17 protein-coding genes are annotated in these 18,254 nt (G+C 61.6%); 13 read left to right on the top strand and 4 right to left on the bottom strand.

Features of this window, described 5'->3' with window-relative positions:
- The first annotated feature begins 36 nt into the window (after positions 1-36).
- The 6 genes from FFM53_RS24845 (at position 37) to FFM53_RS24820 (ending at position 6,436) form a co-directional block, all read left to right on the top strand.
- Positions 37-1,335 (top strand): type 2 periplasmic-binding domain-containing protein, encoded by a 1,299-nt coding sequence (locus tag FFM53_RS24845; RefSeq protein ID WP_003550504.1) that lies wholly within the window; start codon positions 37-39, stop codon positions 1,333-1,335.
- 70 nt (positions 1,336-1,405) lie between these two features.
- Complete coding sequence (locus tag FFM53_RS24840; protein WP_003550501.1) at positions 1,406-2,335, top strand: carbohydrate ABC transporter permease; 930 nt, start codon at positions 1,406-1,408, stop codon at positions 2,333-2,335.
- Positions 2,332-3,174, top strand: coding sequence for a carbohydrate ABC transporter permease (locus FFM53_RS24835; protein ID WP_011649125.1), 843 nt, complete (start codon positions 2,332-2,334; stop codon positions 3,172-3,174). Before FFM53_RS24840 ends, FFM53_RS24835 begins: the two co-directional genes overlap by 4 nt.
- Before the next feature lie 38 nt (positions 3,175-3,212).
- On the top strand, positions 3,213-4,451 hold the full coding sequence (locus FFM53_RS24830) for an ROK family transcriptional regulator (RefSeq protein WP_138390412.1): 1,239 nt from the start codon (positions 3,213-3,215) through the stop codon (positions 4,449-4,451).
- A gap of 46 nt (positions 4,452-4,497) precedes the next feature.
- Entirely contained in the window at positions 4,498-5,352 is an 855-nt protein-coding gene (locus FFM53_RS24825) for a sugar phosphate isomerase/epimerase family protein (RefSeq protein ID WP_138390413.1), read from the top strand.
- 22 nt (positions 5,353-5,374) lie between these two features.
- Positions 5,375-6,436 carry an ABC transporter ATP-binding protein gene (locus FFM53_RS24820; RefSeq protein WP_138390414.1) on the top strand — a complete coding sequence of 354 codons (1,062 nt, stop codon included), beginning with the start codon at positions 5,375-5,377 and terminating at the stop codon, positions 6,434-6,436.
- 154 nt (positions 6,437-6,590) lie between these two features.
- On the opposite strand, the gene FFM53_RS24815 is transcribed toward FFM53_RS24820, so the two are convergent.
- Positions 6,591-7,076, bottom strand: a complete 486-nt coding sequence (locus tag FFM53_RS24815) for a ProQ/FINO family protein (RefSeq protein WP_138390415.1) — start codon at positions 7,074-7,076, stop codon at positions 6,591-6,593.
- 277 nt (positions 7,077-7,353) lie between these two features.
- Between FFM53_RS24815 and panC the strand changes: the two genes are divergently transcribed.
- On the top strand, positions 7,354-8,265 hold the full coding sequence (panC, locus tag FFM53_RS24810; protein WP_138330776.1) for a pantoate--beta-alanine ligase: 912 nt from the start codon (positions 7,354-7,356) through the stop codon (positions 8,263-8,265).
- Complete coding sequence (panB, locus tag FFM53_RS24805; RefSeq protein ID WP_138390416.1) at positions 8,262-9,083, top strand: 3-methyl-2-oxobutanoate hydroxymethyltransferase; 822 nt, start codon at positions 8,262-8,264, stop codon at positions 9,081-9,083. Before panC ends, panB begins: the two co-directional genes overlap by 4 nt.
- A 21-nt stretch (positions 9,084-9,104) precedes the next feature.
- Here panB and FFM53_RS24800 read toward each other — a convergent pair whose 3' ends face one another.
- Positions 9,105-10,019, bottom strand: coding sequence for a hydrogen peroxide-inducible genes activator (locus tag FFM53_RS24800; RefSeq protein ID WP_062940996.1), 915 nt, complete (start codon positions 10,017-10,019; stop codon positions 9,105-9,107).
- Between the two features lie 143 nt (positions 10,020-10,162).
- Between FFM53_RS24800 and katG the strand changes: the two genes are divergently transcribed.
- Positions 10,163-12,352, top strand: coding sequence for a catalase/peroxidase HPI (gene katG, locus FFM53_RS24795; RefSeq protein WP_138390417.1), 2,190 nt, complete (start codon positions 10,163-10,165; stop codon positions 12,350-12,352).
- Between the two features lie 155 nt (positions 12,353-12,507).
- Here katG and FFM53_RS24790 read toward each other — a convergent pair whose 3' ends face one another.
- Together FFM53_RS24790 and FFM53_RS24785 are read right to left on the bottom strand one after the other, a co-directional pair.
- Complete coding sequence (locus FFM53_RS24790; protein WP_138390418.1) at positions 12,508-13,068, bottom strand: DUF3299 domain-containing protein; 561 nt, start codon at positions 13,066-13,068, stop codon at positions 12,508-12,510.
- A 289-nt stretch (positions 13,069-13,357) separates the two neighbouring features.
- Positions 13,358-13,816, bottom strand: a complete 459-nt coding sequence (locus FFM53_RS24785) for an SgcJ/EcaC family oxidoreductase (RefSeq protein ID WP_138390419.1) — start codon at positions 13,814-13,816, stop codon at positions 13,358-13,360.
- A gap of 191 nt (positions 13,817-14,007) precedes the next feature.
- Here FFM53_RS24785 and FFM53_RS24780 point away from each other — a divergent pair, with 191 nt between their 5' ends.
- The 4 genes from FFM53_RS24780 (at position 14,008) to FFM53_RS24765 (ending at position 18,250) form a co-directional block, all read left to right on the top strand.
- A complete protein-coding gene (locus FFM53_RS24780; RefSeq protein WP_138390420.1) occupies positions 14,008-15,135 on the top strand; it encodes a sensor histidine kinase in 1,128 nt (375 codons plus the stop codon).
- Positions 15,132-15,794, top strand: a complete 663-nt coding sequence (locus FFM53_RS24775; protein WP_138390421.1) for a response regulator — start codon at positions 15,132-15,134, stop codon at positions 15,792-15,794. The genes FFM53_RS24780 and FFM53_RS24775 overlap by 4 nt, the downstream gene beginning before the upstream one ends.
- Positions 15,791-17,713: a sensor histidine kinase gene (locus FFM53_RS24770; RefSeq protein WP_138330782.1), complete on the top strand. Its 1,923-nt coding sequence runs from the start codon at positions 15,791-15,793 to the stop codon at positions 17,711-17,713. Before FFM53_RS24775 ends, FFM53_RS24770 begins: the two co-directional genes overlap by 4 nt.
- Positions 17,714-17,782: 69 nt before the next feature.
- Entirely contained in the window at positions 17,783-18,250 is a 468-nt protein-coding gene (locus FFM53_RS24765) for a response regulator (protein ID WP_138330783.1), read from the top strand.
- Positions 18,251-18,254: the final 4 nt, after the last annotated feature.

Here is an 18,254-nt window from a genome sequence, read left to right as displayed (position 1 = left end):
AGGCTGTATCCGTTCAAAATGGGGAGGAGACCCATCATGAAGAGCGCCACCGTCAGCGCATTTGCGCTGAGCACCATGTTATTTTCAGCATCCGTTTCATTTGCCCAGGAACTTGCCACGAAGGACAGGATCGGCCTTGCCGATGCGCCGAAATCCCTCGTCGTCCGTCTGACGAACGATAGTCCCAACAATTCCGATCCGGCGATCGCCGAGGGCTATCAGAAGCTGTTCGTCGATTTCATCAAGAAGCATCCGGACTGGAAATTGCAGATGCAATTCATGTCCTCGGACATCGGCACCGAACAGGCCAAGATGCTGGAGCAGGCCAAGGCCGGCAACGCGCCTGACTGCGCTGCCGTCGACTCCTTCGTGCTTTCGCAGTTCATGGTCAATAAAGTTCTTGCGGACTTCACGCCGTATTTTTCGAAGGAGGAAGTGGATGACCTGTTCCCCTTCATCCGCAGCGGCATCACGGATAAGGATCAGACGGTCCGCGCCTGGTGGTGGGATACCGACCTTCGTGTGCTCTACCGCAACAAGTCGATCGTTGCGGATGCGCCCCAGACATGGGACGACCTGAAAACGGCCGCGCTCGCCTCCACCAAGGAAGGCATGGAAGGCGTTCTCTTCAACGGCGGGCGCTGGGAAGGGACGACGTTCGACTGGCTCGCGAATTATTGGGCGCTGGGCGGCAAGCTCGTCGACGACTCAGGCAAGCCGGTATTCGGCGAAGGCGAGAACAAGGAGAAGTTCCTAAAGGCGCTGAATTATTTCAAGGATCTCGTCGATTCGGGTGCCGCGCCCAAGCGCGTCAGCACGATCGCGAATTACGACGATATGAATGCCGCGGCGGCAGCGGCGACGACGGCGCTCTTCATCGGCGGCAACTGGCAATATGCGCAGCTGAAGGCCACGCTCGACGAGGACGAGTTCAACAACTGGACCTTCTCGCCGATCCCCGGCCCCAGCGCCGATGAGCGTTCGACCGGAACCGGCGGCTGGACGATCGCATCCTTCAGCAAGGACAAGGACAAGATCGAGATGTGCGCCAACCTCGCACGCGAGGTCTATATGGGGCCGGCAAACGCGCTGCAGCAGCAGTTGCCGACCAGGAAGTCGCTGTTCGACAAATATGAGGTCTTCTCCACCGAAGCCAACAAGACCTTCGCCGCGGCTCTGGTCGATGGACAGGCACGCCCGGGTGTGCCGATCTATCCTGAAATCTCCAACCAGATCCAGATCATGATGGGCGACGTGCTCTCGGGGACCAAAAAGCCGGAAGACGCCTTGAATGCCGCCTTCAATGCGGCGCTGGAGGCCTACAAGCGTCTCTAGTGCTTCCGACCGTGACGGCGCCTGCCCGCCAGGCGTCGTCGACATTGCGAAACCCCGCACAGAGAAGCCAATGAGCCCCATTGCCATCGAGGCTGACAGCCCGCCTCAAAGCAGAACGTTCATGCGCCGTTTCGCCGGTGCGCCCCTGCCCTGGATCATGCCCGTGATCGTCGTCATCGGCATCTTCTACCTTTACCCCGTCATCGACGTTTTCAGGCTTTCATTCACCAATGCCACGCTGATCGGCGACAATCAGGATTATACGCTGGGGTCGATCACCAATGCGTTGAGCTCGCCGCAGCTACCCGACATTTTATGGGCGACCCTGATCTTTGTCGGCGGCAGCGTTATCGGTCAGCAGATTTTAGGCCTTGCGGTCGCCGTCGTGGTTATCCGCGGCGAAAAGCGCGGCCTGTTCGGCACCACCATTTTGAGGACGACGGCGCTGGTTGCCTGGGTCGTCCCCGGAATTGCCGGCGGCATCATCTGGCAGATGCTCTTTTCCGAAGCGCCTTATGGTGCGTTGAACAGCATTCTGCGGTTGATGCACATGCCTGTTGTCGCCTGGCTCTCGGACCCCGCAATCGCACCGTGGTCTACCCTTATCTCCAACATATGGCGCGGCACGGCATTTTCGATGGTCGTCATGTATGCGGCGCTGAAGTCGATCGATCCCTCGCTCTATGAAGCGGCGGAGGTCGACGGTGCGACGGCATCGCAGCAGTTTTTCTTCGTCACGCTTCCGCAACTGCGCGCGGCAATCCTCGTCAACATGATCCTCATTACGATCCAGACGGTGAATACTTTCGATGCGATCATCACGCTGACGGGCGGTGGTCCGGGGCGTGCGACCGAGGTCATCTCGCTCTACGTCTTCAATATCGTCTTTAGAAACTACGACCTGTCCGGCGGCAGCGTGCTCTCCGTGCTCATGCTGATCATCAGCCTCGGGCTCGCCTTTATCTATGCGTCGTTCCTGCCGAAGGAGGAAGAGCAATGAGCGGACGGACCGGAACGCGGCTCGGCGATGCCATGAGCTATCTGTTCATGCTGGTAATGTTCGTATTCTTCGCCGGCCCCCTCACCTATCTCCTGTCGATGGCGATGCGTGACAAGCGCGAGATCTATCGCGGCGCGGCGAGATATATTCCAAACAATCCCACCATCGACAATTTCATCACCGTTTTGAACAACAGCTATTTTCCGATCTATCTCTGGAACGGCCTCAAGCTTGCCGCCCTTAGCGGACTGGGCGTCCTGATCGTCGCACTGCCCGCGGCATACGCTTTTTCCCGCTTTCAGTTCCGGGGCAAGGGCCTGTCGATGATGGGGCTGCTGCTTTTCCAGATGATCTCGCCGCTTGTCATCATGGTGCCGCTCTACCGCTACATGAACCGCCTCGGCCTGCTGGATACGCATTTTGCCGTCGTCATGGTCTATATCGCGCTTGGTGTTCCGCTGGCGACCTGGCTTCTGAAGAGTTCGGTCGACGGCATCCCGCGCAGCCTCGACGAAGCGGCGATGATCGATGGCTGCAATCGATTTTCGGTCTTCTGGCGCATCATTCTGCCATTATCGGCGCCGGGCATCGCCTCCGTCTTCATCATCACGGTGATTGCCGGCTGGTCGCAATTTCTGGTGCCTTTTCTGTTGCTCACGAAAAATGATCTGATGCCGATCGGCGTCGGGATCTTTAACTTCCGCGGCATGCAGACCGACTCGTCCATCCAGCTGCTTGCCGCCGCCTGCCTGATTGCGGTCGTTCCGGCGATCGTCGCCTTTCTGTCGCTCCAGCGGCTGATCCTCGGTGCGATGACCAGCGGCGCCGTCAAGGGATGACGAGCGGTTCAGGCGATGCGCAAGGAAGGATTTCGAGCATGAACCAGACACTCGGCGCCAGGCTGTCCCCGGATCTGACGGGCGCCAATGTCGAAGATGCAGGTGAGCACAACAGGGCCGTCGTCCTGCGCTGCATTCACCGTCAGGCGCCGATTTCGCGGGCTGAAATCGCTAGGCGGACGGGTTTTACCAAACCGGCGATCGCCCGGATCGTCGATCGCCTGCTGGACGAGGGCCTGATCATGGAAGCCCGCCGGCGGCATGGGCTGAGAGGCCAGCCGGCGATCGAACTCGAAATCAATCCGGATGCCTGTTTTGCCATCGGCATCAACATTGATCGCGACCATCTGACGATCCTGGCCGTCGATGCGGTCGGCAATGTCCGCGCCCGCGTACACCACGAGAAACGCTTCATTCTGCCGGCGGAGTTCCTGCAGCTCACGGCCGATGCGATTTCGCATTTCCAGCGCAGCCGGCTCATCGACGACGCGCGTCTCGCCGGCATCGGTCTGGCGATGCCGGATTGGCTTGGCGAGATTTCGCTCCTCGGCAAGCCCAAGGCCTATCAGGAATGGACGGCATTCGATGTGCGCGCCGCACTGGAGAATCTCACGCAGCATCCCGTCTTCATCGAAAACGAAGCCAATGCCGCAGCCCTTGCCGAACTCGATTATGGACTGGGTGCTGAAAGCAGCAGCTTCTTCTACATCGCCATCAATCCATGCCCGGGCGGCGGCCTCGTGCTCGACGGCAACGGTCATCGTGGCGCCATGGGCCTCAGCGGCGAAATCGGCTGGCTGCCGATCGCCGACGGCCGGGATGGGAAGGCCCATAAGGTCCAGCTTCTCGGCGAGATATTCTCGCTGTTCTTCCTCTATGATTTCCTTGCGCAACACGGCGTCGAGGTGAGTGTTCCCCACGATCTCCTGACGCTGGATGCGCATGGCAGGCGCCTCGTGTCGCAATGGCTGAAGGAAATGAGCGCGCATCTGGCTGTCGCCGTCAAGCATATCGGCATGGTCGTCGACCCAGACGCCGTCCTTGTCGGCGGCAGATTGCCGATCCGCATCGTCGACGAATTGCTGCGCTACGTGCATGAGCATCTCGATGCCGAGGACACCAACCTTCCTTCGCTTCATCGCGCCTCGCTCGGAGAGGATGCCTCTGCCATGGGAGCAGCGGCCATGCCGATGGCAGCAGCCCTCATGCTCGCATCGGCGGACGCTGCTCAACGCACACGTTCGCCACTCAAGAACATGGATCGCCTGAACAGTTGAAACGGCCGCATGGCCCCAGGGATTTGGTGAAGATCGGAGGATTTTGATGAAGATCGGCTTTTACACTTCGACATTCAACGATCGCCCCCTGGAGGAAGTGGTTGATTTCGCCGCGTCGGCCGGGTTCGACGCCATCGAGATCGATGTCGGCGGTCATATCAAGACGCCGGATCGGGTGGAGGCCGCCGTCGCGCTCGCGCGTAGCCGCGACCTCTTCGTGTCGTCGATCACCTATTTCGGCAATCAGCTCGATGCCGACCGGGCAAAACGAACGGCACTTCGCGAAACGACCGCCGAATTCGCCGGCGCGATCGGGCAAGCGGGCGTCCCGATCTTCGTGATCTTCCCGGGCCGGGACGACACCGCAAGCGACGAAGCCAATTATGATGACTTCGCCGATTTCGCCAACGGCCTGATCGCTGAGACGCAGCCCTACGGCCTGACGTTTGCAATCGAGAACTGGCCGGGTCCGAAGGACAATTTCATCGGAACGACACCAAGAGGGTGGCAGGAGCTTTTTCAGCGGATCAGGGATCCTCGTTTCGGGCTGGAATTTGATCCCTCGCACCTCGTTCGCATCGGCGTCGATCCCTATCAGGCGATGGAGGCGGTGAAGGATCGCATCGCCATCCTTCATGCCAAGGACACGGCAATCGATCCGGAGAACCTGCAGGCTGTCGGCTATCACGGCAAGGGCTGGTGGCAATACAAGCTGCCGGGGCTCGGCCTCATCGATTGGCCGAGGTTTCTGCGCCAGGCCCGCGGGGCTGGCTTCGACGGCACGCTGTCGATCGAACACGAGGATGCCGCCTATGGCTGGCCGGGCAAGGACTTGGCCGCGCGCAAAGACGGCGAGCGCCTCGGCCTCGATTATTTGAGAAATGTCCTGAGCGGACTTTGACAGCGATTTCGGGAGGACGGTAATGGCCCATGTTTCGGTCAACAATGCGCGCAAGGATTACGGCGCGTTCAAAGCCATCAAAGGCGTCTCGGTCGATATCGGCGACGGCGAGTTCGTCGTTCTGGTCGGCCCTTCGGGCTGCGGCAAATCCACGCTCTTGAGGATGATTGCGGGCCTTGAGGGCATCACTTCGGGGCAGATCCAGATCGGCAAGCATATCGTCAACGAGCTTGCCCCCAAGGACCGGGACATCGCCATGGTGTTCCAGAATTATGCGCTCTACCCGCATATGACCGTTGCCAAGAACATGGGCTTTTCGCTGCGGCTGAAACGGATGCCGAGGACGGAGATCGATCAGCGGGTCGGCAACGCCGCGAAGATCCTCGGTCTCGAAAGTCTCCTGGAGAGATATCCCAAGCAACTGTCGGGCGGCCAGAGACAGCGTGTGGCGATGGGGCGGGCAATCGTGCGCGACCCGGCCGTCTTCCTCTTCGACGAGCCCCTGTCGAACCTCGACGCCAAGCTCAGGGTGCAGATGCGCTCGGAGATCAAGGAACTGCATCAACGGCTGCAGACGACGACCATCTATGTCACCCATGACCAGATCGAAGCCATGACCATGGCCGACAAGATTGTCGTCATGAAGGACGGACTGATCGAGCAGTCGGGTTCGCCGCTGGAATTGTACGATCGTCCGAACAACCTCTTCGTCGCCGGCTTCATCGGCTCCCCGGCGATGAATTTCATCAGCGGCAACATGACGGAAGACGGGTTTCGAACCGCCGACGGCCTGCTCCTGCCGAGCGAGCGCCGTCCGCCTGAAGCCGTGATCTACGGCATTCGTCCCGAACATATCCGGTTGGACCCGGGCGGCATCGAGGTGACGACGGTGGTCGTCGAGCCGACGGGTTCGGAAACGCTGGTCATCGTCCGGCTGGGAACGCAGACCTTGACTTGCGTCTTCAGGGAACGGATCAGGGCAACCCCCGGCGAGGTGCTGAGGATCGCGCCAATCCACGATGCGGTTCATCTGTTTGCCGGAGACGAGCAGCGGATCACCTCAGGCGAAGCCCCATTGAACTGACCCGGCCGATTGCCCCTCCCCTTCGGCCGGCGCCGGCCGGGGGCGCGTTTTCCGCGCCCCCGATGCGGCCAAGCTCAGAGAGCGACTACGTCGCCCTTGTGAATGACGGTCGCACGACCAAGACCACGCAATGACTGCAAGCGAGACGCTGATGTCATCCCGCTCTAGCTGGCGGCGTTCCTTTTTTGCCGAGGAGGGCTGCGCGGATCTGTTCGCTTTTGCTCAACAGGGGAGCGGGGACCGGCGCTATCTGCTCGGGCGCGTCTGTCTTGCCGGTGGTCTGCTTGAGGCTCAGAAAGCGTTTTTGCGCGACCAGCCGGTCTTCGGACGACAGTGGTTCGACAGGTTCACCGTCAAGACTATGGCGCATAGAATCGGGTTGGGCGCTGGCGAAATAGTAGCGCCGGCAGTGGACATAGGCCGCGGTCGCTCGCCTGAGCGCGGTGACGCCGGCATCGGGCTTCAGGAGCGGACGGAGTTCATTGAAAAGGCCGACGGCAAAAGGAAGGACAGGATCTCCCGCCTTGGCTGGAAGGACGCCGACCGGCCGGATCAACAGCACATTGATCGCGTTTGCCTTCTCCACGTCGAGCTCGGTTGCAGCAATCGGTCCGCGGCTGATCTTCCAGGGCTTGTCCATGCGTCCTCCATGTAACGTCCATAGCGATCGACTGTGATGGTATCTTGACGGACAGGGCGAGTAACGGAAGTCGCATATCGTCGGTTCCACTGCAAGCAGGTGAAACGCGCAAACAGCGGCCAAGTGGCGAAAAGCCGTTCCCCGGGGGCTGATATGGTCCGGTGTCGTCGGCTGGCTTTTCATCTAATCGTTTTTATCGAGGAATATGCATTGACCTGCCGCATCGATTACACTTCTTATCCGCGCCCAAGATGGAGTGACCGGCAGGGGAGGATATATGCGGGTTTTCTCGAGCATTGACGAGCTGCGCCACACGCTCGACGCGCTGAGGCGGCAGGGGCGGACGGTCGGCCTTGTTCCGACGATGGGCTATCTCCATGCCGGTCATATGGAACTGGTCGCGCGCGCCCGCGCCGAGAACGACATCGTCGTCGTCTCGATTTTCGTCAATCCGCTGCAATTCGGCCCGGCGGAAGATCTCAGCAAATATCCGCGCGATCTGGAACGCGACGCCGCCATGCTGAGGCAAGCCGGCGTCAATTTCCTTTTTTCGCCTGGCGTCGAGGACATGTATCCCCGCCCGATGCTTGCTGTCGTCGACGTTCCCGATCTCGGGCGCGAACTCGAAGGGGCGGTACGGCCCGGGCATTTTGCCGGCGTCGCCACTGTCGTCTGCAAGCTTTTCAACATCGTGCAGCCGCAAACCGCCTATTTCGGAGAGAAGGATTACCAGCAGGTCGTCATCATCAAGCGCATGGTGGACGATCTGGCCGTGCCGGTGCGCGTGATATCGGTGCCGACGGTCAGGGACAGCGACGGCCTCGCATTGTCGTCGCGCAACGTCTATCTCAGCGAGGCGGAGCGGCATGCCGCGGTGATCGTCCCTCAGACCCTTGACGAGGCAGAGCGGCTGGTCGCCGGCGGCCTGACCGATCCGGTGGAACTCGAGGCAAAGCTCACGGCATTTCTCAATCGCGAGCCTCTGGCAAAGCCCGAGGTCGTCGCCGTCAGGGATGCCGCAACGCTGCAGCCGGTCACATCGATCGCAGAGCCTGTCGTCGTGGCGCTCTTCGTTCGGGTCGGCTCGACACGGCTGCTCGACAACAGGGTCGTCAGTAACAATCGAGTTGTCGGGAACAAAAGGGTGATCGGCGGGCAGAGCTTGCCGGGAAAGGGAGTGACCAGATGAGCGCGGCCGGAATTCAGAAGCGCATTACGCCACCGCGCATCTCAGCCATGAAGGGCGGCAAGCCGATCGTCTGCCTGACCGCCTATACGACGCCCATGGCGCGGCTACTCGATGAGCATTGCGACCTCCTGCTGGTCGGGGATTCGCTCGGCATGGTGCTCTACGGCATGGAGTCCACCATCGGCGTGACGCTCGACATGATGATCGCGCACGGCAAGGCGGTGATGCGCGGCGTCGGCAAGGCCTGCGTCGTCGTCGACATGCCCTTCGGCAGCTATCAGGAATCCAAGGAGATCGCCTTCCGCAACGCTGTGCGCATCCTGCAGGAAACCGGCTGTGATGCCGTCAAGCTGGAGGGCGGCGAGGAGATGGCCGAGACCATCGCCTTTCTGACGAAGCGGGGGGTCCCGGTTATGGGCCATATCGGCCTGATGCCGCAGCAGGTCCAAACCGCAGGCGGTTATCGATCTGTCGGCCATTCCGAACACGAGACGTCGAAGATCCGACGCGATGCCCACGCCGTTGGCGGCTCAGGCGCCTTTGCCGTCGTCATCGAGGGCACGGTAGAGCCGCTCGCCCGGGAGGTGACGTCCGCCATGCACGTCCCGACCATCGGTATCGGCGCTTCTTCCGCCTGCGACGGTCAGGTTCTGGTTTCCGACGACATTCTGGGGCTCTTCAACGATTTCACCCCGCGCTTCGTCAAGCGCTACGACGAACTCGGCAAAAGGATTTCGGCCGCCGCTGGCGCTTATGCCGACGAGGTCCGATCGCGACAGTTTCCGGCAGCGGAGCATACGTTCAAACGGCGATCCTGAGGCAAGGCGATGTCAGGTCCATCACCGGGCGGCATACTGTTCGCGCATGCTGTCGGCCGACCGGCGAACCGCCTCGGAAACCTGCTGGAGCTGTTTGGCCATCGGCGTCGAATTGCGCCAGATCATGCCGATCGTTCGCGACGGCTGCGGAGACTGAAAACGGGAGATCGAGACGTGCGCCGAGCGCGTTTCGAGGGGAACGGCCATCTCGGGAATCAAGGTGATGCCGATACCGGCGCTGACCATCTGGACTAGGGTGGAGAGAGAGCTGCCTTCCATGACTTCCCGGGGACGGGCCTGCCCGATCTTGCAGAACGACAAGGCCTGATCGCGAAAGCAGTGACCTTCCTCGAGCAGCAACAACCGCATTTCGCGCAGCGCCTCGCGTTCGGGCACCGGCTTGCCCTCGTCTTCGGGCCGCCGAACCAGCACGAACTCTTCCTTGAAGAGCTCGAGTTCTGCCAGGGAGGGTTCGGACACGGGCAAGGCAACGATTGCCGTGTCCAGCTGACCTTGCGCCAACTCCTGAACCAGCTTTGACGTCTGCGTCTCGCGCACCTCGATCTGGATGCCGGCAAAGCTCCTGTTCAGATCGTTGATGATCGCCGGCAACAGATAGGGCGCAATCGTCGGGATGATGCCGATGCGCAGCCGCGTCAGGAAAGGATCGCGCGCGGCACGCGCCAGATCCGCCAGTTCGTCCACGCCACGCAGGATATCGCGGATCCTGAGTGCGACGCTTTGGCCGAAGGCGGTCAGCTTCACCTCACGCGCGTTGCGCTCAAAAAGCTCACCGCCCAACTCTTGCTCAAGTTCTTTGATCTGCATTGACAATGCCGGCTGGGAGATCGCGCAGGCGTCGGCGGCACGTCGGAAGCGGCCATCTCTAGCCAGTGCTTCAAAATAACGTAGCTGTTTCAGGGTAAGGTTCTTCATAAGTTCAGCTTATCGCACCGATCAGTAAATCCAACTTAAATTTATTACATGCTTCCGATATGAAGACTGCAAGGGGAGAGTAGGGCGCCAGCTCGGCTCATCTTTTTTACGCGCAGACAGATCAAGCAATGAAGGAGACGATCATGGACAACCCCACTGACAGCGCAGGCAAATGTCCTGTGCCACACGGCAATACGCCTCGCAGCAGTCGATCCAACCGCGACTGGTGGCCGGACCAGTTGAACGTGCAGATTCTTCACCACAATTCCGGCCGCGCCGACCCCCTCGGCCAAGCCTTCGACTATGCTGAGGAATTCAAGAAGCTTGATCTCGACGGCCTGAAGAAGGATCTTCACGCGTTGATGACGGATTCGCAGGATTGGTGGCCGGCCGATTTCGGTCATTATGGCGGCCTGTTCATTCGCATGGCCTGGCACAGCGCCGGCACATACCGCATCACCGATGGCCGCGGCGGCGCCGGGGCCGGTCAGCAGCGTTTTGCACCGCTCAACAGCTGGCCTGACAACGTGAACCTCGACAAGGCCCGCCGCCTGCTGTGGCCGATCAAGCAGAAATACGGCAACAGGATCTCCTGGGCTGACCTGTTGATCCTCACCGGCAACGTCGCGCTCGAATCCATGGGTTTCAAGACCTTCGGTTTCGCCGGCGGCCGCGCTGACGTCTGGGAGCCGGAAGAACTCTACTGGGGTCCTGAGGGAACCTGGCTGGGTGACGAACGCTACAGTGGCGAACGCGAACTGGCAGAGCCGCTTGGCGCCGTGCAGATGGGCCTTATCTATGTCAACCCGGAAGGCCCGAACGGCACTCCGGATCCGCTGGCATCCGCCCGCGACATCCGTGAAACATTCGCCCGTATGGCGATGAACGACGAAGAAACCGTGGCGCTGATCGCCGGCGGTCATACCTTCGGCAAGACCCATGGCGCTGGCGATCCGTCGTTTGTCGGTGTCGACCCCGAAGGCGGCGAGCTTGAGGCTCAGGGCCTGGGCTGGACCAGCAAGTTCAACACCGGCGTCGGTCGCGATGCCATCGGCAGCGGCCTCGAAGTGACCTGGACCCAGACGCCGACCCAGTGGAGCAACTACTTCTTCGAAAACCTGTTCGCTTTCGAATGGGAGCTGACGAAGAGCCCGGGCGGCGCTCATCAGTGGCAGGCCAAGAACGCCGAAGCCTCCATTCCGGATGCCTACGACGCCTCGAAGAGGCACCTGCCGACCATGCTGACCAGCGATCTCGCGCTGCGTTTCGATCCGGTCTACGAGAAGATCTCGCGCCGCTTCCTCGAAAATCCCGACCAGTTCGCCGACGCTTTCGCCCGCGCCTGGTTCAAGCTGACCCACCGCGACATGGGACCGAAGGTGCGCTACCTCGGCCCGGAAGTTCCGGCCGAAGACCTGATCTGGCAGGATGTGATCCCGGCCGTCGACCACCCGCTCGTCGACGACAAGGACATTGCCGAACTGAAGGAAAAGGTTCTCTCCACTGGCCTCACCGTGCAGGAACTGGTCTCGACCGCCTGGGCGTCGGCCTCGACCTTCCGCGGCTCCGACAAGCGGGGCGGCGCCAACGGCGCGCGCATCCGCCTTGCCCCGCAGAAGGACTGGGACGCCAACCAGCCGGCGCAGCTCGCCAAGGTCCTCGGCGTTCTCGAAGGCATCCAGGAGGACTTCAACGCCGCCCAGACCGGGGCTAAGAAGATCTCGTTGGCCGACCTGATCGTTCTCGCCGGTGCTGCCGGCGTCGAGAAGGCGGCAGCGGCCGGCGGCAACGCCGTCAGCGTGCCGTTTACGCCGGGCCGCATGGATGCTTCCGAAGCCCAGACCGACGCGCATTCCTTCGCAGCGCTCGAGCCGCGTATCGACGGCTTCCGCAACTATGTGAATGGCAAGCGCCATCAGTTCATGAAACCGGAAGAAGCACTCGTCGACCGCGCCCAACTCTTGACGCTGACCGGGCCCGAGCTGACCGTCCTCGTCGGCGGCCTTCGCGTGCTGAAGGCAGGCGACCCCGAGCACGGCGTCTTCACTTCGCGTCCCGAGACGTTGACGAACGACTTCTTCGTCAACCTGCTCGACATGGGCACGCAGTGGGTTCCCCTCGCCGGCAAGGAAGGCGTCTATGAAGGCCGCGACCGCAAGACCGGCGCCGCCAAGTGGACCGGCACCCGCGTCGACCTGATCTTCGGCTCGCACTCGCAGCTTCGCGCCTTCGCCGAAGTCTACGGCCAGGCCGATACCAAGGAGAAGTTTGTGAGGGACTTCGTCGCCGCCTGGACCAAGGTCATGAACGCCGACCGCTTCGACCTCGTCTGATCGGCAGCATTTTGCCTGGGCGCAGTTTCGGCTGCGCCCGGGCATTTTTTCATCTGAGACCGGACCTACCGCCCCGACCAGTCCTCGACACGCAGATCGTCGACGCGGCGGAATTCCCCGACATTGTTCATAATGAGAACCAGATCCCGCGCCTTCTACTGGCGAGGCAGAATGCCGAAAGGCGAAAGTGACAGCAGATCGGGATCGGTCGTCGCCGTTACTGTCGCTACCTGGGCATGGCTTATGCTGTAGCCGTAGGTGAGGACGCGGTCACCATCGATCATGAAGAATTGCGCCTGATCCAGGCCGGGCCGCAGGGTACCCGTCACGGTGACGGTCTCGTACATTCTTGCCAGGTGCAAAGGCTTTTCCGGAACGACACGAACCAGTTGGTTGGGCGGAGGGGAAGGCATGTGGCTGCAGGCTCCGGCCCAAGGCACCAGCATGAATTCGTAGACGAGATCGCCTTCCTGATCGATTGGCAGAACGAAGCCCGTCATTTCGATCGGATGTTCCTCGCCATGCCAGGCGAGTGTTTCGCCCTGTGGGCCGCTGACCGTCTTGCCCGACAGCGGCACTGTCGCTTTGGCCTGATCCGCCGGCCGTAAAGCGCTCCAGAAGATAGGCTGAGCTGCAGCGAAGCTGTCAGAAATTGGCCATGCGGAACCAAATGCCAGTGCCGCAAACGTCAGGAGGAAAGGTTTGTGTTTCATCATTGCATCTCCATCGGGCCGGCCGCTTTGACCACCTTGCCGCTGCCGCATGGATGCTACTCCCGATCCCGCTTGGCCGTCAAAACTTCGCGCACGGACTACTCAGGGCTTTGTAGGGAACAGGGAGATCGTATGCCATTGGCCACCCCCCTCCTGGGCCTGGCAGGCCAGAGGAGGCTCACACGGTATGCCCTCTCATATTCGAGTCCGTCCTGCCGCTATCGGCAAATCAGGAGACCCCGTGTGGGGTAAGCACGGGATCTCCTTGCCGGACCGGCGGGCTGGTGAAGCCTTACTTCTCCGGCATCATCGAAGAGTGGTGCGAGGTGATAAGCCAGGCGCTATCCTTGAACTCGTAGGTGTAGGTATAACGGGCCGGCACTTTCGAACCGTCCTTCAAGGTGAAGGTGTAGGTGCCGGTGTCGACGGCCCAGTTGCAGCCGATCTTGACGTCGCGGCTATCGATATGGCCCTTGGGCTCATTCACCAGGAAGTGCTTGAAATAATCGATCCGTTCCGCCTGGGTCAGACGAGGCTTGTCCGACAAGGTCGCGAGCAGCACGGAGTCTTCACTGTAATTCTTGGCGACTTCCTGGGGGCTCAGGGTCGCGAGTGAGGTATTCCAGCGGTCGAAGAGCTTGGCGATTTCCGCCTCGCTTGTCGGCGCACAGGTTGCGGTTTCGGTAGCCGCCGCGGCCGACTGGACCTGAACGAAACCGAGAACGAGGGCGGCGGCAATGATGGTATGCATGTTTGACTTCCTATGTGGCGGTTCCGGCGGACATCGCATCGGTCGACCGCATGATCGACATCTAAGGTGCCTAGTGCCGCCGCCCCATCTGCCGTGTGGCTCCGATCGGGTCTGCCGAACGGCATAGATGACATTCCCGCCGGAATGACTATCGTGCCGGCGTCATTCATATCGGAGCAGTCCCGTCAGGCATGAACCACGATACAGGCGCGACGCATTCGCCTAACGTAACGGAATTGAAGGCCCTTTACCGGGCAGCGGAAGCGCGCGCGGCTCGTCTGCGCTTCATCATCGAGGCGCGAAACCTGCTTGACGCACAAACTTTCGAAGCGGCTGCTCAGGAGGTTCTGTCCCGTCTCGCCGACTTCTCGGGAGCATCCTTTGCCGAGCTCGTTTTCCCGTCCTCGCAAGAAGAGCTGCCTGTGCAGATGACGGTCGGCAAGTCGACGAGCCCCGGAAGCGACAGCATCTTGTTTACCTCGCAAGACGGCTCCGGTCTCTGCCTGACGCTGATCGGTCCGCTGAGGGGGCGCGGCGTCGATGCCGACGACCGGCAGACATTGGAGGTGGTGGCGGGACAGCTCGCCGACGCCTACAATCTCAATCGGCAGGCAGCGGAAAACCAGGCGCTTCTCGGCGATCTCCAGCGGCAGCGAAGTGAACTCGCGGCCCTTGTCGCGCAATTGATCCAGGCGCAGGAACAGGAGCGGCAGCGGGTGGCGCTTGATCTTCACGACGGCTCGGCGCAGCTGGCTGCAGGCCTTAGCTATCGCCTGCAGGACCTCGCGGCCCGTATCGGCGAGGCGCATGTCCTGAAGCCCGAGATCGACCAACTCGCTGCACTGGCGCGCCATTCCGTTGCGGATCTCAGGGCGGCCATCGCCGATCTTCGCCCGCCCGAACTCGATGATCTCGGTGTCGCCGCGGCCCTGCGCACGCGTCTCGATGCGATCGACGGTCTCGAAGTGATCGCCGACCTCGATGCCGCCTCCGACCGCTGGCCGACATCGACCGGGATCATCTTCTATCGAGTCGCGCAGGAAGCGATCACCAATGTGATCAAGCACGCCGAGGCGAGCCGGCTGGTCGTGCGGCTCTTCGAGGATGACGCGGGCGAAGCGCATCTCGAAGTGATCGATGATGGCAAAGGCATCGGCGAGTTGCGCCATCCTCAGATGCGGGGCGGGCAACTCGGCATCGTCGGCATGCGGGAACGGCTGGCGCTGCTCGGCGGCCGGATCGAGATCGAGGCCGGGTCTTCGGGCGGCACGCATGTCCGCGCCGCCGCCCCTCTTGCGCAGGAGACGACATCAGAATGACGGCATCGATCCTTGTCGCCGACGATCACGACATCGCCCGTGCCGGTCTTATCGCCATGATCGGCGGTCAGGAAGATTTCCATGTCGGCTGGGACGTGCGCGACGGCGTCGAAGCGGTGGATGCCTCAGCTCACCACAAGCCGGATCTGGCACTGCTCGATATCCGCATGCCGCGCATGGACGGCCTCGCCGCGACGAGGGAGATCCGGCGCGTGTCGCCCGGCACACGCGTCATGATCATCACGATGCATGACAGCCTCGATTATCTGGAAGCGGCGATCGAAGCTGGCGCCACGGGCTATCTGCTGAAGGACGCCAGCCGGGAAGACATTCTCCGCACGATCCGGCGCGTCCTTCAGGGCGACGCCTTCTTCGACGGTCCACTCGTCGCCAAGCTGTTGCGCCGCGCCGCCACCAAGCCGCAGACCAACAGCAGCGCCCTGGAGACGCTGACGATCCGGGAGCGCGAAGTCTTGTCGAAAGTGGCCGAGGGCCTGACGAACAAGGAGATTGGCCGAGCCTTGAAGATCTCGCCCGGTACCGTGAAGATCCATGTCGAGCGCATCATCGGCAAGCTCAGCGCCGGCGACCGGACGCAGGCCGCGGTCATGGCCGTGCGCGGCGGGCTGGTCGCAACATCCAGCGAAGAACAGCAATGACCCTGCGTTTCGCCGATCTGCCGCTGAGGGCGAAGGGCATTGTCATCATCACCGTACCGCTGGCGCTGCTGCTTGCGGCTCTCGCCTCCGTCTTCGTGGCCGACCGGCAAAGCCGGATTGCCGAGGATCAGGTGCGGGTCACGCTCGAGATCCAGTCGGGCATTCAGGAGATCCATGCCTCGATCGCCGAAGCAGCCACCGCGATGCGCGGTTATCTGCTGACCGGCAGAACCGATTTTCTCGATCCCTTCAACCGGGCCGAAAACAGGCTGCCCGTCGTGCTCGACGAGGTCGGTCGCCGATTGCGGGATGACGAGCAAAAGAGCCGCCTCGAACGCATCCGCACCCTCGTCGTCGCGAAAGTCGACCGTCTCCAGCTCCTGAAACAGGCCGACATCCTGCGCGCCGGCGGACGCGAGGATCTTGCGGCCAAGCTCATCGAGGGCAAGCAGGTCCTCGATGTGCTGAGACAGGAAATCGACGCGATGAGCCGGCGGGAGGCCGATCTGCTTCACGCGAGGACGGAGGCTGCCGACCGGGTTCGCACGCTGTCGCGAAGCCTGATGATCGCCGCCGGCTTCCTTGGGTTTGCCGGCGCGCTCGTCGCCGTCTTCCTGTTTTCGGCGAGCATCGTGCGTCGCGTGCATGCGCTGAAAGCCGAGGCGCATCGGCTGGCGCAAGGCGAGGTCGTGACGGTGGCGGATCCCTTCCGCGATGAACTCGGGAGCCTCGGACAGGCGCTCGAGGATGCGAGCGTGCTTCTGAAAAAGCGCGAGGCTGATCTGACCGAGAGCGAGGAGCGCTTTCGGCAATTGGTCGAAGGCGTCAGCGACTACGGCATCTTCGGGCTCGATACTTCAGGACGGGTGATAAGCTGGAATGCAGGCGCCGAGCGGATCACCGGTTATGGCGCCGAGGAGATCGTCGGGCAGCATTTTTCCCGCTTCTATCCCACGGAAACCAGGGACACATTTCCGGCAGAAGAGCTTGCCAAAGCCGCCCTTCACGGACGCACCGAAGCGGAAGGCTGGCGCCTTCGCAAGGACGGGTCGCAATTCTGGTCGCACGTCGTCGTGACCGCACTCCATGACGAGACGGGCCGGTTGCGCGGCTTTTCCAAGATCACGCGAGATATTACCGAGCGCAAGCAAATCGAAGAGGCCCTGCTTGGCGCCCGTGAGGATGCGATCCGCGCGAGCAACGCCAAGAGCGAATTTCTGTCGCGCATGAGCCACGAGCTGCGCACGCCGCTGAATTCCGTGCTCGGTTTCGCGCAGCTTCTGGAAATGGACGTCACCGATACTGAGTCCAGAGAGAGCGTCGCGCAGATCTTGAGGGCCGGCCGGCATTTGCTCAGCCTCATCGACGAGGTTCTCGACATGGCGAGGATCGAGGCCGGGCGCATGGATCTCGCTGTCGAAGCACAGCCCGTCGCCGAGGTGATCGATGAAGCCGTGTCGCTTGCAAGACCGCTCTGCGGCCAGCAGCAGATCAGGATCGAGGTCGTCGAGCCGGCCGAGCCGGATCTTTCGGTGCTCGCCGACCGACGGCGTCTGCTGCAGGTGTTCCTCAACCTCCTCTCCAATGCGGTGAAATACAATCGCCCCCAGGGAAGCGTAACCGTCAGCCACCGCGCGATGGATGGCGGCCGTATCCGCATCGAGGTCAGCGATACCGGTCCCGGCATTCCGGCCGAACGCGTCGCCCGGCTTTTCACCCCGTTCGATCGGCTGGGAGCGGAACGGATCAGCCAGGATGGAACCGGTCTCGGGCTCGCGCTGTCGAAACATCTGACAGACGCCATGGGCGGAACGCTCGGCTTCAGCAACCAGGAAGGCGGCGCCACTTTCCACGTCGATCTGCCGCGCGCGCCTGCAGTGGTAGAGGCAAGACCGGTTGCGATGGGAAGCCCGCCATAAGACATCGCCTTTGATTTGGCCGCGCCGCTTGATATCAGTTCGGCATCGCTTCAACCAAATATTGGGTCCATGACAGATTCCACAGATATCGTGCGCCGATCGACGATCCTGATCGTCGACGACGAGCCCGCCAATGTCTCACTGCTGGAGCGTATCCTCAAGCGCGAAGGCTTTACGGCGCTGATCAGCACCACCGAACCGCGCGAGGCCTTGCGGCTCTTCCGCGAACATCCTGTCGATCTCGTTCTTCTCGATCTGATGATGCCCGATCTGGACGGTTTCGCCCTGCTCGAGACCTTTGCGAGGCTCATTCCCGAAAACAGCTATCTGCCGATCCTGGTGCTCACTGCCGATGCGACCTTGCCGACGCGCAGGCGCGCACTTTCGCTCGGCGCGAAGGATTTTCTGACGAAGCCATTCGATGCGATCGAGGCCATCCTGCGCATCTTCAATCTTCTCGAAACCCGCATCCTGACCCTGGAGCTTGCCAAACACGGGCTGGCAACGCCGAAATCGAAGCGTCCCCGGATCGATTGATGCG

The organism is Rhizobium indicum, assembly GCF_005862305.2.
Classification (GTDB): domain Bacteria; phylum Pseudomonadota; class Alphaproteobacteria; order Rhizobiales; family Rhizobiaceae; genus Rhizobium; species Rhizobium indicum.
This window is presented reverse-complemented; position numbering and strand designations above follow the sequence as displayed.